Below are 13255 nucleotides of genomic sequence, written 5' to 3'. Positions count from 1 at the left end.
CGTCCAACTGGTACAGTAATCGGTCATCCTCGCTCGAAGGGAGCGCGACGAAGGGAGACGGCCATGCACATCGCTGGCTTGGATGCCGACATCATCGACGCACTGACGCAGGTCGCGACGCCCGATCACCGGCCCGATGCACTCACGATCGGCGTGTCGCTCCCCGCGTCGTCCGACGCGCTCCCGGCGTGCATCGCGGAGGTCGACGCGCTGCTCGAGCACGAGTTGAGCCGCGTGTCGCCCCGCGTCCTCGTCGCGGTGGTGCACGCGGCCGGGCGGTTGAGCGAGGGCCGCGTCTTCGCGAGCGAGCTCATCGATCGTGCGAGCGTCCACTCGAGCAACTCGTTGGGCCGTGATCTCACAGCCATCGGCGTCGTGCTCGATGACGAGCAGGACCGCCGCATCGCGGCGCGCCGTGTCGCGGAGCACCTCAGCGGCCGCAGCAACCTCGGTGACGGCACCGTCGTGACCGCGCACGATCTGCGCCGCAGCACGCTGCGCGACCTCATCCTCGAGGACGTCCTGTGATGGTTTGACCCGTCAGCGTCGGCGCACGCGCAGCCAGACGAATCCGTGCTCGGGCAGGACGAGGCCCCGCCCGAGCTCGACCGAGACCCCGCGCATGAGATCCGTCGCGGAATCCTCGAGCCCGCTCATGGTCTCAGGATGAATGGCCGCCGGCGCGTCGCCGACATTGGCGAGGACGAGGACCGCTCCCCCGCCGCCATCCGTCGCCGGACGCATGAACCCCACGACCGCGTCGTGAGGCGTGTGGAACGGGACGAGCTCGTTGCCGGCGAACTCCGGCGTCGCTGCGCGCACCTCGATCAGACCCCGGAGCCTCGTGAACACCCGACCGGCGACGGTCGACTCGTCGAGGCGCTGCGCGTATCGCGCGGTCGATCGCAGGGGCCGGTGCGCCCACCGGCTGTCTCCCCGACGGTCGGGGTCGTCCTGGAACGTGTCGTCGTTGAGCTGGGCGACCTCGTCACCGAGATAGAGCAGCGGGATGCCGCCCGTCGACATCGCCAGCGCATGCGCGAGCACGACCCGGTCTTCACCCCCGGCATCGCCCGCGGCGATCCCGGCCAGCGAGGCCGTGGTGCCCGCGATCCGGGCGTCACCGGTGCGCGGATTCTCCTGGAACGGGTAGCCGCGCGAGAACGAGCCGTCGAAGCGACCGATGTAGAAGTCGTTGAGGAACCGGCGGTGCGGACCGCCGTCGATGCCGAAGCGCGCGGCATCCTCGTCGGCGAACGTCCAGCCGATGTCGTCGTGACTGCGGACGTAGTTGACCCACGCCGTCCCGGGCGGCAACGCGTGACGCTCGTCCAGCGCGAGCTGAAGCATGCGCGCGTCACGGGTCGCCAGCGCCTCCCAGGTCAGGGCCATCTGCAGCGGGTTGTAGGAGAGCTGGCACTCATCGGGCGAGATGTAGTCCTGCACTTCGTCGGGATGCACGATCGCCTCGGACTTGAACAGCACCGCCGGCGCCGCGATGCGCAGCACGGCGTTGAACGCCTGGAGCAGCAGGTGCGCCTCGGGCAGCGACTCGCAGGCCGTTCCGAGGCGTTTCCAGATGAAGGCGACGGCATCCATCCGCAGGATCTCGACACCCTGGTTCGCGAGGAACAGCATCTCTCCCGCCATAGCTGTGAACACGTCCGGGTTGGCGTAGTTGAGATCCCACTGGAACCGGTAGAAGGTGGCCCAGATCCACCGGCCATCGGGAAGCGGCACGAACGAGCCCGGGTGGTCGTCCGGGAAGATCTCGCGCGTCGTCCGCTCGTACGCATCCGGAAGCTCGCGGTCGGGGAAGATCAGGTAGAAGTCCTCGTACACCGGGTCGCCGGCGAGGGCGCGCTTCGCCCACTCATGCTCGTTCGAGGTGTGGTTGAAGATGAAGTCGAGGACCAGCGAGATGCCCGCCTCACGCAACTCGCTCGCGAGCGCACGCAGATCGGCCATCGTCCCGAGGGCCGGATCGACCGTGCGGTAGTCCGACACCGCGTAGCCGCCGTCGTTGTCGCCGTCGGGCCTGTCGAAGAGGGGCATCAGGTGCAGGTAGGTCAGTCCGAGCTCGCGGAAGTACGGAATCATCCGACGGACGCCGTCGAGGTCACCCGCGAAGCGATCGACGTAGCAGACGCCGCCCAGCATCCTCTCGGACTCGAACCAGGCGGGGTCCGCGGCGCGCACGCGGTCGAGCTGCTTGAGCTCGGCGGTGCGCTCTCCGCGGGCATCCAGCGCCACGTCGACGAGGTGCAGGAGCGACTCGAGCCCGTCGGGACGCTCGCCGTAGAGAGCTCGGAACAGACGGTGCAACCGCGGGAACTCGCCGCGAAGGCGCGCGATCGTCTCGCCATCGACCGGCCGTTCGCGACGCGCGACGTGCTCGACGACGATCGTCGCATCGGTCTCGAGCGCGGTCAGCGCGGTCATCGCGGGGCCACCGGAGCACTCATGCTCCGCATCATCTCAGAGGACGGAGACGGCGGACACCAAGGCGCGCGCAGCTGGCGTCCGACAGCGGAGTAGCGTAGAGGGGTGACCTCTCCGACGCTCTGCCCGCTCGGACGGGTCACCCGATGAGCGTCGCGGCTCGGATGAGCGGTCCGGGGCTCCGGGCATGGCTCGTCTGGGGAACCGGCGTCGCCGCGTACGTCCTGTCCATCACGAATCGGACGTCGCTCGCGGCCGTGGGCGTGGACGCAGCCGAACGCTTCCAGGCGGACGCCGCGACGCTGTCGATGTTCGCTGTCGTCCAGCTCGCGGTGTACGGCGGGATGCAGATACCCATCGGCGTCCTGCTCGACCGTTACGGCTCCCGGCCCATCATGACGATCGGCATGATCCTCATGGCGGTGGGCCAGCTGACGATGGCCCTCTCCCCCAGCGTCGGCGTCGCCATCGTCGCGCGCATGCTCCTCGGAGCCGGCGACGCCGCCATCTTCCCGGCGGTCCTCCGACTCGTCGCGACCTGGTTCCCGGCGCAGCGCGGGCCGCTCATGGTTCAGATGACCGGCATCCTCGGTCAGGCCGGCCAGCTCGTCGCCGTCATCCCCCTCTCAGCGCTCCTGCACGCCACCAGCTGGTCGGTCGCCTTCGGCAGCGTGGCCGGCCTCGGCGTCCTCTTCGCGGTCCTCGTCTTCCTGCTGGTGCGCAACCACCCGCCGGAGGTCGATCGTGACGTCAGCGTCAACACCGACACGGGCGCCATCCGGGTGGTCACCTCGAGCGTCGACACCGGCGTCGGCATCCGTGCCGCGTGGGCGCACCCCGGCACCCGGCTGGCGTTCTGGTCTCACTTCACGACGCCGTTCGCCGGCACGGCGTTCATCCTGCTGTGGGGCATCCCGTTCCTCACGGCAGGAGAGGGCCGGACTCAGGCCGAAGCGACTCTCATCACGACGCTCTACGTCTTCGCGGGGATGGCGCTCGGACCCATCATGGGTGAGCTCTCCCGCCGCATCCCCAATCTCCGCTCACGCGCCCTCGTCCTGCCGGCGGTCGCCGTGCAGCTCATCGCATGGACAGCGGTGATCCTCTGGCCGGGCACCGCGCCGGGGTGGCTCCTCGTGGCTCTCGCCGTCGCCCTCGCGACCGGGGGTCCCGCGTCGATGATCGCGTTCGATCACGCCCGGACGCACAACCCCTCGCATCGCCTCAGCACGGCGACGGGACTGACGAACGCCGGCGGCTTCCTCGCCGCCCTGATCGCCGTATTCAGCATCGGCTTGGCGCTCGACCTGCAGGGTGCGGGAACGCCGGCGACGTACTCGCTCGAAGCCTTCCGCTTCGCCTTCCTCACCCAGGTGCCGCTATGGCTCATCGGCGGTGCGTTCATCGCGATCGAACGCAAGCGCACCCGCATCCACATCGGGATGGACATGCCGAAACGGCCGCGACGGGCGTGAGCCCACCGCGGCCGTTCACAGCAGCTGCGTCAGAGGATGGGGTCGCCCGAGGTGCTCGTGCTGTTGCGGGTGACTCGCTGGCCGCTGGCGGGGTCGACGGCGGTACGGCTGACCGTCTCGGTCTGACGGCGGCGCACCATCAGGACCAGGCCGATGAGGAAGATGAGGGCTCCCGCACCCATCAGGATGTAGCCGATAAGGTCGAGGTTCACCCACTCGACCTCGACGTTCACGGCGAACGCGAGGATCGCGCCGATGACGAACAATGCGATTCCGGCACCAATGCTCATGTCAGTTCCCTTCGGGTGTGCGGACCCGTTGATACTGGCGCGCGCGCGTGGTTCCACGCACCGGCTTGACACGCGTTCTCGCGGCGTGTCAGGCGCGCGGCGCGACCTCGACCCACGAGCCAACCTTGGGCTGCCGGTTATCACCCGATGAACGCCCGGTGAGTCGGCGACGCACCCAGGGAGCGAGGTGCTCTCGGAAGTACTCGCCTCGGGCGAGCACCGGCGGCTGGTCGTCGACGGGAAGCGACCACCACTCCCCCGGCGCCTCGAGGCCGAGGGAACCGAGCACCCGAGCGGCGACCCGATGGTGACCGCGGGCGTTCATGTGGAGTCGGTCGGCCGACCAGTAGGACGGATGGGTCAATGCGCGGTCGTACCAGTTCAAGGCGCGGACGACGTCGTCGCGACCTGAGATGCGCTCGACGACGGCGTCCGAGAGCGCGTCGCCCCGCCGGTTGATCAGGCCGCCCAGCGGCAGCTGCGCGGACGGGTTCGCACCCGACAGCAGGATGAGGCGGACGCCTTCCTCATCGCACCGCCGCAGCACCTGCACGAAAGCGTCGACGATGTGCGCGATCGACGTGCGCGGGCGCAGCATGTCGTTGCCACCGCCATTGAACGACAGGTGGGTCGGGCGCAGGGCGAGGGCGGCTTCGAGCTGTTCGTCGACGATCGGGCGGACGAGTTTGCCGCGGATTGCGAGGTTGGCGTACTGCACGGGTCGTCCCGTCGCATCGGCCCAGCCGGCGGCGACGAGGTCGGCCCAGCCGCGCACGGCGCCGTCGGGCAGCTCGTCCCCCACGCCCTCGGTGAACGAATCGCCGATCGCGACGTAACGAACCTCTGTCTCAGCGGTCATCGAGCGACTCTCCTCTGCGGTCGACGAGTCCCCACGCACCGGCGGCGGCGAGGACGAAGAACACGGCGAACACGACGAACAGCACCGGAGCGCCGCCCCACAACAGGAGCGGCGGCACCGACAGGGGCGCGAGGATCGATGCGATGCGGCCGACACCGGCCGCCCAGCCGGCCCCGGTGCCGCGCAGCGACGTCGGGTACATCTCCGGCGTCACCGCGTACAACGCACCCCAGGCGCCCAGGTTGAAGAACGACAGCGCCATGCCCGCGGCGATGATGACCGTCTCGGTGCCGGCCGTCCCGAACACCACGGCGGATGCCGCCGAGCCGATGAGGAAGACCGACAGGGTCAGGCGTCTGCCCCAGACCTCGATCAGCCAGGCCGACACGGCATAGCCCGGCAGCTGAGCGAGAGTGATGATCAGGGTGAACCCGAACGATCGGACGAGGTCGTAGCCCTGCGTGTACAGGATCGTCGGGATCCAGATGAAGGCGCCGTAGTACGAGAAGTTGACGCAGAACCAGACCAGCCACAGGCTCGCGGTGCGGCCGCGGAACTCGGGCGACCAGAGCGCGCGGAGCCGGCCGGTCGACGACACGGCGGCCGGCGCCGCGATCGCTTCCGCTCCGACGGCAGCGCCGACGTCGCGCGACGTGGTCGCACTGTTCGTCTCGAAGCTCCGGACGACCGCCTCGGCCTCGGCGTGCCGGCCGCGGCGTTCGAGCCATCGGGCCGACTCGGGCAGCCCCCAGCGCACGATCAGCGCGTACACCGCGGGGATCGCGCCGACGACGAATGCCCAGCGCCAGCCCTCGTCGACCTGTGGGATCACGAAGTAGCCGATCAGAGCGGCTGCGGTCCACCCGACGGCCCAGAAGGCCTCGAGGATGACGATGACCCTGCCGCGAATGCGGGCGGGCGCGAACTCGCTCACATACGTGCTCGCGACCGGCAGCTCGGCGCCGAGACCGAGTCCCACGACGAAGCGCAGGACGAGCAGCATCGCGAGTCCGCCGACCAGAGCGCTCGCGCCGGTTGCGACTCCGTAGACGAGGAGTGTGACCGCGAACACCGAGCGGCGTCCGAACCGGTCTGCCAGCAGCCCGCCGAGGCTCGCACCGATCGCCATGCCGGCGAAGCCGGCCGACGCGATCCACGACGCCTGCGAGGTGTCGAGCGACCACTGCGCGATGAGCGCCGTGATGATGAAAGAGATCAGCCCGACATCCATAGCGTCGAGGGCCCATCCCAGCCCGGACCCGGTGAGGATTCTCAGGTGCCGACGCCCGAAGGGCAGATCGTCGAGGCGGCGCGCCACCGAGGGCGTCGCGGTATCGGTCATTCGACCATGCTATTGACCCGCGACGCCCTCGGACGCCACTCACTCAGTCGTCGGCGAGCATGTCCCGCACGAGAGGCGCGACCTTCGTGCCGTAGAGCTCGATCGAGCGCATCATGCTCTCGTGGGCGAGCGTCCCGTGCGAGAACTTCAGATCGAACCGGTCGAGCTCCAGGGTGCGGATCGTCTGCGCGAGCTTGCGCGCGACGGTCTCGGGCGACCCCGCGTACACGGCACCGTCCGGTCCGAGATCGTGCTGGAACTGCAGGCGCGAGTAGGGCGGCCACCCGCGCTCCGCGCCGATCGCGTCGCGGTTCACCTTCATCGCCGGGAAGAGCTCCTCCCACGCTTGTTCGTCGGTGTCGGCGACATGGCCGGGCGAGTGGACCCCGACCGGCAACCGGTCGGCACCCATCGCATCGCGGGTGCGGTGGAAGAGATCGACATACGGGCGGAACCGTGCCGCGCCGCCGCCGATGATCGCCAGCATCAGGCCATAGCCATTGTGGGCCGTTCGCAGCACCGACTCGGGAGAGCCGCCGACGCCCACCCACGCGCGGAGGCCGTTCTCGGTCTTCGGGAAGACATCCGCGCCCGTCAGCGCCGGTCGGGTCCGGCCCTGCCAGGTGACCGGCTGCTCGGACCGCAGCCGGCCGAACAGGTCGAGGCGCTCCTCGAAGAGGATCTCGTAATCGGCGAGATCGAACCCGAACAGCGGGAACGACTCGGTGAACGAGCCGCGTCCGAGGATGATCTCGGCCCGGCCGTTCGAGACGGCGTCGAGGGTTGCGAAGCGCTCGTAGACGCGCACGGGGTCATCGCTGGAGAGGACGGTGACCGCGGTGCCCAGGCGGATGTCCTTCGTGCGGGCCGCGGCAGCGGCCAGCACGATCTCGGGGCTCGACACGGCGAACTCGCGACGGTGGTGCTCCCCAACGCCGAAGAAGCTCAGTCCGACCTCATCGGCGAGCACCGCCTGGTCGACGACGTTGCGGATCGTCTGCGCGTCGGACAGCAGCTCGCCGTCGGCGCCGCGGGTGACGTCGCCGAACGTGTCGAGGGCGAACTGGACGGATGTCGCGGTCATGGGGCCACCTTTCATTCACCCGCATACAACGGCGGGACGGGAAGAGTATTCCCGTCCCGCCGTCGTCGTGTTCAGCCCTGTGCGAGCGCCATGCGGAGCGTGTCGAGTCCGACACCGCCCAGGCGCAGCGCCTTCATGTGAAAGGCCTTCACGTCGAACTGCTCGCCCGCGCGCGCGGCGTAATCATCGCGGATCTCCTCCCAGATCCGCTGACCCACCTTGTACGACGGCGCCTGGCCCGGCCAGCCGAGATAGCGGTTGACCTCGAAGCGGATGAACTCCTCGGGCATGTTGACGTTGCGCTTCATGAACTCGAGCGCATACGCCGCGTCCCACACGCCCTCTCCGTCGGGGCGCTCCTTCCCCAGATGCACGCCGATGTCGAGCACGACGCGAGCGGCACGCATGCGCTGTCCGTCGAGCATGCCCAGCCGGTCCGCCGGGTCATCGAGGTAGCCCAGCTGCTCCATGAGGCGCTCCGCGTACAGTGCCCAGCCCTCGGCGTGTCCGCTCGACCCGGCGAGCAGCCGCCGCCAGGAGTTCAGCTCGAACCGGTTGTACACCGCCTGGGCGATCTGCAGGTGATGGCCCGGAACGCCCTCGTGATAAACCGTCGTCAGCTCACGCCAGGTGTCGAACGAGTCGACCCCCTCCGGCACCGACCACCACATGCGACCGGGGCGCGAGAAGTCGTCGGTCGGACCGGTGTAATAGATCCCGCCCTCGTTGGTGGGGGCGATCATGCACTCGAGCGTGCGAATGGGCTCGGGGATGTCGAAGTGGGTGCGACCCAGCTCGTCGACGGCGCGGTCGCTCGTCTCCTGCATCCACTTCTGCAGGGCCTCGGTGCCGTGGAGCTTCCGGGACTCGTCCTTCTCGAGGTGCGCCACCGCCTCTTCCACCGTGGCGCCGGGGAGGATCTCGTTCGCGATCGATTCCTGCTCCGCGACCATCCGGGCCAGTTCCTGGAGGCCCCACTCGTAGGTCTCGTCGAGGTCGATCGTGGCGCCCAGGAATCGGCGGGAGTGCAGCGCGTACAGCTCGCGCCCGACCGCGTCGGTCTCGCCCGCCTCGGGGAGGAGCTCACCGGTGAAGAAGGAGGCGAGAGCGTCGTACGCGACGCGGGCAGCGTTCGCGTTGTCCGCCAGCTCACGAGCCAACGATGCGGGGAGGCTGCCCTCGGTCGGCGCGGCATCTGCCGCGAACGTCGCGAAGAAACCCGTGTCCGCCGTGTAGCGACCGATCTGCGTGGCGACCTCGGAGACCTGACGGCGCGCCGGGACGACGCCGCGGGCGATGCCCTCGCGGAGCGTCTCGATGTACCCGTCGATCGCGGCCGGAACCGCACCGAGACGGTCGGCGATGACGCTCCAGTCGTCGACCGTAGCCGTGGGCATGAGGTCGAAGGTGTTGCGGATCTCCTGCGCGGGTGACGCGATCACATTCACGTCGCGCAGGTGAGCGCCCGCCTCGGCCAGCTCGATGTTCAGCCGCAGGTCACCGGCGAGGTCCGCCTTCGTGACGACATCGACGTCGTCCGTGGGCTCGGCCGCCTCGAGGGCGGCGAGGGTGCTGCGTGCGGCCTCGAGTGCGCGAGCCGTGCCCGCAGGCGAGTAGTCGTCGAGTCGTGCGTTGTGCTCGAAACGGCCGATGTACGTCGCGAGCCCGGGAGAGAGCTCGGCCAGGGTGTCGACCCACGCATCGGCGATCCGGTCGATCTGCGTGGGGGTGCGCGGTGCTTCGGTCATCCTCCGAGCCTACTGCGGCACCCCCGCGCGACGAGGTCAGTGACCGGCGACGTCCCAGTCGCCGCCGCGCCCGATCTGCACGTCGAGGGGCACCGTGAGCTGAGCGGCGTCGCCCATGCGATCGCGCACGATGCGCTCGGCGGCATCCCACTCACCCGCAGCGACCTCGACCACGAGCTCGTCGTGGATCTGCAGCAGCACACGAGAGCGGAGGCCCTCGGCGCGGAACTCGCGGTCGATCCGGAAGAGCGCGATCTTCATGATGTCGGCTGCGCTGCCCTGGATGGGTGCGTTCAGGGCGGCGCGCTCGGCATTCTCGCGGAGCACTCGGTTCGGACTCGCGAGGTCGGGGAACGGACGGCGCCGGCCGAAGATCGTCTCCGTGTAGCCGTCGATGCGGGCCTGCTCGACGCTCGAGCGCAGGTAGTCGCGCACCGCCCCGAAACGGGCGAAGTACTCGAGCATGAGCTGCTTGGCCTCCGACTGCTCGATGCGCAGCTGCTTCGACAGGCCGAACGCCGACAGGCCGTAGACGAGTCCGTACGACATGGCCTTGACCTTCGTGCGCATCGCCGGCGTGACATCGGCCGGATCGACGCCGAATACGCGCGCGCCGACGAAGCGGTGCAGGTCTTCGCCCGAGACGAACGCCTCGATGAGCCCGGGGTCTTCGGAGAGGTGCGCCATGATGCGCATCTCGATCTGCGAGTAGTCGGCGGTCAACAGGGTCTCGTGCCCCTCGCCCACCTCGAAGGCGGCCCGGATGCGGCGGCTCTCCTCATTGCGGATGGGGATGTTCTGGAGGTTCGGGTCGGTGCTCGAGAGCCGGCCGGTCTGGCTTCCCGTCTGCACGTAGGTCGTGTGGATGCGGTCGTCGGCGGCGATCGCGGTATCGAGCGACTCGATGATCTGACGCAGCTTGGTGGCTTCACGGTGCTGGAGCAGCAGCTCGAGGAACGGGTGCGGGTTCGACTCCTGCAGATCGGCGAGCACCGCCGCGTCCGTGGAGTACCCCGTCTTCGTCTTGCGGGTCTTCGGCAGCTGGAGTTGCTCGAACAATACCTCCTGCAGCTGCTTGGGCGAACCGAGATTCACCTCGCGGTCGATCGTGGCGTACGCGCGCTGTGCGATGTCGTCCGCTCGTGCCGCGAGTTCTGCCGAGAACGTCGAGAGCTTCTCGTGCGACACGGCAACACCCGCGAGTTCCATGTCAGCGAGGGTGTCGAGCGTCGGAAGCTCGATATCGGAGAGCACGGAGAGGACGGGCGCGGGCATCTCGGCGCGAACCGCCGCTGCCGTGCGCAACGCGAACCAGGAGAGCTGTCCCGGCGTGGCACCCTCCGTCTCGGGAACGAGCTGAGTCGGATCGGCCTCCGGCAGCTTCTCGTCGAGGTAGCGGTGGACGAGGTCGGCGAGCGTCTTGTCGGGGAAGCTGGGGCGCAGGAGCCACCCGGCCAGGATCGGGTCGAAGACGAGCCCGCCCAAGCGGACACCGCCGCGCCGCAGCGCCTTGACCTGGAGCTTGGCGTCGGAGATCACCTTGGGCGCGTCGGACTCGAGCCACAGGCGCAGGGCCTCGGCGACGTCGTCGCCCCAGGTGCCCTCGACCGCTTCGGCGGCGTCGGCCAGACCGATGCGCTGCGGAAAACCTCCCGCGACCATGACGGTCACGCCGACCTCGCCGTCGCGGGCCGCCGCCCACGCGGCGAGGTCGGCGGCGGAGAGCTCCGCGGCCGTCGGGGCCGGAACGGCGGGCGCGGCGGTCTCGACGGCCATCGCGGGATCTGCCCCCGCTGCCTCGAAGACGCGCGGCAGCAGCGTCCGGAACTCGAGCCGGGCGAAGATGTCGCGCACCGCTTCGGCGTCGATCGGGCCCACCGCGAGGTCTGCGGGCGTGACCCCGAGCTCGACGTCGCGGAGCAGCCGGTTCAGCGAACGATTGCGCCGCACATCGTCGAGGTGCTCTCGGAGGTTCCCGCCGACCACTCCCCCGATCTTGTCGGCGTTCTCGAGCAGGGCGTCGAGCGACCCCCACTGCGTGAGCCACTTGACCGCGGTCTTCTCGCCGACTTTGGGCACTCCAGGCAGGTTGTCGCTCGTCTCGCCGACGAGGGCGGCGATGTCGGGGTAATTCTGCGGCGGCAGACCATACTTCTCGATGACGGTCTCGGGCGTGTATCGCTTGAGCTGAGAAACACCCTGGACGCTGGGGTAGAGCAACGTCACGTCGTCGGTCACGAGCTGGATCGTGTCGCGGTCGCCCGAGCAGACGAGGACCTCGAATCCGTCCGCTTCGCCCTGGGTCGCGAGCGTCGCCAGGATGTCGTCGGCCTCGTAGTCCTCTTTCGTCAGCACCGTCACGTTCATCGCGGCGAGGCACTCCTGCAGAAGCGGGATCTGGCCCTTGAACTCGGCCGGCGACTCGGAGCGATTGGCCTTGTACTCCGTGTACTCGCGCGTACGGAACGACTGTCGCGACGTATCGAAGGCGACCGCGAGATGGGTCGGCTTCTCGGCCTTGATCAGGTTCACGAACATCGACAGGAACCCGTAGATGCCGTTGGTGTGCTGGCCGTCCTTCGTCGTGAAGTTGTCGACCGGCAACGCGAAGAACGCCCGGTAAGCCAGCGAGTGGCCGTCGACGACGAGAAGGGTAGGCTTTGCGGAGTCCGTCACCCGTCCAGCCTAACGACGACCGCGGACACCACGACCCGCTGCGACCGAGGGGTGAAGCATGCCCGAGAAGACCGACACCGACACCGGCCTGGCCTGGGCACAGGGCCGCGGCAAGGGAGCTCTCGCCGAGCGCATGGGCATCGAGTTCACGGAGTTCACCACCGAGCGCTGCGTCGCGACAATGCCCGTCGCGGGCAACACCCAGCCCGTGGGCCTGCTCCACGGCGGCGCGTACGTCGTGCTCGGCGAGTCTCTCGGATCCATGGCGGCGAACATGCACGCCGGCCCGGGACGCCTCGCCGTCGGCGTCGACATCAACGCCACGCACACGCGATCCGCGACGAGCGGTGTCGTGACGGGCGTGTGCACTCCCCTGCATCTCGGGCGCTCGATGACAGTGCACGAGATCGTCGTATCCGACGAGCAGGGGCGCCGGTGCTCCACCATCCGCATCACGAACCTCATCAAGGACGCCCCCGCGGCATCCTGACGCGACGACGAAGCCCCCTCCCGAACCGGGAGGGGGCTTTCTCGTCGCCGCGGCGCCGCGGACTACTTCTTGGGGGCGAGCTGCTCGATGATCGCCTTGGCCACGTCCTGCATCGTGAGGCGGCGGTCCATCGACGCCTTCTGGATCCAGCGGAACGCCTCGGGCTCGCTGAGACCCATCTTCTCGTTGAGCAGACCCTTCGCCCGGTCGACGAGCTTGCGGGTCTCGAAGCGCTCGACCATGTCGGCGACCTCGGCCTCGAGGGTGATGATCTGCTCGTAGCGGGCGAGCGCGATCTCGATGGCGGGGAGCAGATCGTTCGGGGTGAAGGGCTTGACGACGTAGGCGAGAGCACCGGCCTCGGTCGCCCGCTCGACGAGTTCCTTCTGGCTGAACGCCGTCAGCAGGACGACGGGCGCGATGTGCGCCTTGCCGAGCCGTTCGGCGGCCGAGATCCCGTCGAGGACGGGCATCTTGACGTCCATGATCACGAGATCGGGACGCAGCTCGGTCGCAAGCTGCACCGCGGTCTCGCCGTCGCCTGCCTCGCCGACGACGTCGTATCCGTTGTCGCGCAGGATCTCGACGATGTCGAGTCGAATGAGCGACTCGTCTTCGGCCACGACGACTCGGCGCGGTGCGGGAGCGGCCGACGTGGGGACCTCTTCTTGCTCTGTCACCTTTCGATCCTACGGTATGGGCGTTCCGGACACGGTTCCGTCGGGTGACACCGCGTGAGGCGGTATTGTCGATGTGCGTGCGCCGGTGTGGCGGAATGGCAGACGCGACCGACTCAAACTCGGTTGTCTTCGGACGTGTGGGTTCGACTCCCACCACCGGCACGACGAA

11 protein-coding genes and 1 tRNA gene are annotated in these 13255 nt (G+C 68.9%); 4 read left to right on the top strand and 8 right to left on the bottom strand.

Annotation, left to right across the window (positions count from 1 at the left end; genetic code table 11):
- Positions 1–63 precede the first annotated feature (63 nt).
- Complete coding sequence (locus ACI2K6_RS01205) at positions 64–528, top strand: hypothetical protein (RefSeq protein ID WP_282500984.1); 465 nt, start codon at positions 64–66, stop codon at positions 526–528.
- A 12-nt stretch (positions 529–540) separates the two neighbouring features.
- On the opposite strand, the gene ACI2K6_RS01200 is transcribed toward ACI2K6_RS01205, so the two are convergent.
- The gene (locus ACI2K6_RS01200; protein WP_282500985.1) at positions 541–2442 is read right to left on the bottom strand and encodes an alpha-amylase family protein; all 1902 of its coding nucleotides are present in this window, start codon (positions 2440–2442) and stop codon (positions 541–543) included.
- A 146-nt stretch (positions 2443–2588) separates the two neighbouring features.
- Between ACI2K6_RS01200 and ACI2K6_RS01195 the strand changes: the two genes are divergently transcribed.
- Entirely contained in the window at positions 2589–3917 is a 1329-nt protein-coding gene (locus ACI2K6_RS01195; RefSeq protein WP_282500986.1) for a nitrate/nitrite transporter, read from the top strand.
- 29 nt (positions 3918–3946) lie between these two features.
- Here ACI2K6_RS01195 and ACI2K6_RS01190 read toward each other — a convergent pair whose 3' ends face one another.
- From ACI2K6_RS01190 to polA, 6 genes are all read right to left on the bottom strand, one after another.
- Complete coding sequence (locus ACI2K6_RS01190; RefSeq protein WP_112614822.1) at positions 3947–4207, bottom strand: DUF6458 family protein; 261 nt, start codon at positions 4205–4207, stop codon at positions 3947–3949.
- Positions 4208–4295: 88 nt separating this feature from the next.
- Positions 4296–5066, bottom strand: a complete 771-nt coding sequence (locus tag ACI2K6_RS01185) for an SGNH/GDSL hydrolase family protein (RefSeq protein WP_404567798.1) — start codon at positions 5064–5066, stop codon at positions 4296–4298.
- A complete protein-coding gene (locus ACI2K6_RS01180) occupies positions 5056–6408 on the bottom strand; it encodes an MFS transporter (protein ID WP_274177908.1) in 1353 nt (450 codons plus the stop codon). The genes ACI2K6_RS01185 and ACI2K6_RS01180 overlap by 11 nt, the downstream gene beginning before the upstream one ends.
- Before the next feature lie 43 nt (positions 6409–6451).
- Positions 6452–7492: an LLM class flavin-dependent oxidoreductase gene (locus tag ACI2K6_RS01175; RefSeq protein WP_282500988.1), complete on the bottom strand. Its 1041-nt coding sequence runs from the start codon at positions 7490–7492 to the stop codon at positions 6452–6454.
- 71 nt (positions 7493–7563) lie between these two features.
- Positions 7564–9240: a DUF885 domain-containing protein gene (locus ACI2K6_RS01170; protein WP_404567796.1), complete on the bottom strand. Its 1677-nt coding sequence runs from the start codon at positions 9238–9240 to the stop codon at positions 7564–7566.
- A gap of 36 nt (positions 9241–9276) precedes the next feature.
- Positions 9277–11916, bottom strand: a complete 2640-nt coding sequence (gene polA / locus ACI2K6_RS01165; RefSeq protein ID WP_282500990.1) for a DNA polymerase I — start codon at positions 11914–11916, stop codon at positions 9277–9279.
- Between the two features lie 58 nt (positions 11917–11974).
- Between polA and ACI2K6_RS01160 the strand changes: the two genes are divergently transcribed.
- The gene (locus tag ACI2K6_RS01160; RefSeq protein WP_282500991.1) at positions 11975–12406 is read left to right on the top strand and encodes a hotdog fold thioesterase; all 432 of its coding nucleotides are present in this window, start codon (positions 11975–11977) and stop codon (positions 12404–12406) included.
- A 62-nt stretch (positions 12407–12468) separates the two neighbouring features.
- On the opposite strand, the gene ACI2K6_RS01155 is transcribed toward ACI2K6_RS01160, so the two are convergent.
- Entirely contained in the window at positions 12469–13086 is a 618-nt protein-coding gene (locus ACI2K6_RS01155; protein WP_112614836.1) for an ANTAR domain-containing response regulator, read from the bottom strand.
- Between the two features lie 81 nt (positions 13087–13167).
- Here ACI2K6_RS01155 and ACI2K6_RS01150 point away from each other — a divergent pair.
- Positions 13168–13248 (top strand) — tRNA-Leu (locus tag ACI2K6_RS01150).
- Positions 13249–13255 lie beyond the last annotated feature (7 nt).

The organism is Microbacterium sp. NPDC006705 (assembly GCF_044903545.1).
GTDB classification, from domain to species: Bacteria; Actinomycetota; Actinomycetes; order Actinomycetales; family Microbacteriaceae; genus Microbacterium; species Microbacterium plantarum.
The sequence above is the reverse complement of the archived record's forward strand: the minus strand, read 5'-3'. Positions and strand labels throughout refer to the sequence as shown.

Excerpts from the sequence above, each read along its gene's own strand:
- ACI2K6_RS01190 (WP_112614822.1), bottom strand. The coding sequence starts at position 4,207 with ATGAGCATTGGTGCCGGAATCGCATTGTTCGTCATCGGCGCGATCCTC.
- ACI2K6_RS01170 (WP_404567796.1), bottom strand. The coding sequence starts at position 9,240 with ATGACCGAAGCACCGCGCACCCCCACGCAGATCGACCGGATCGCCGAT.
- ACI2K6_RS01200 (WP_282500985.1), bottom strand. The coding sequence starts at position 2,442 with ATGACCGCGCTGACCGCGCTCGAGACCGATGCGACGATCGTCGTCGAG.
- ACI2K6_RS01205 (WP_282500984.1), top strand. The coding sequence starts at position 64 with ATGCACATCGCTGGCTTGGATGCCGACATCATCGACGCACTGACGCAG.
- ACI2K6_RS01175 (WP_282500988.1), bottom strand. The coding sequence starts at position 7,492 with ATGACCGCGACATCCGTCCAGTTCGCCCTCGACACGTTCGGCGACGTC.
- ACI2K6_RS01195 (WP_282500986.1), top strand. The coding sequence starts at position 2,589 with ATGAGCGTCGCGGCTCGGATGAGCGGTCCGGGGCTCCGGGCATGGCTC.
- ACI2K6_RS01160 (WP_282500991.1), top strand. The coding sequence starts at position 11,975 with ATGCCCGAGAAGACCGACACCGACACCGGCCTGGCCTGGGCACAGGGC.
- ACI2K6_RS01185 (WP_404567798.1), bottom strand. The coding sequence starts at position 5,066 with ATGACCGCTGAGACAGAGGTTCGTTACGTCGCGATCGGCGATTCGTTC.
- ACI2K6_RS01180 (WP_274177908.1), bottom strand. The coding sequence starts at position 6,408 with ATGACCGATACCGCGACGCCCTCGGTGGCGCGCCGCCTCGACGATCTG.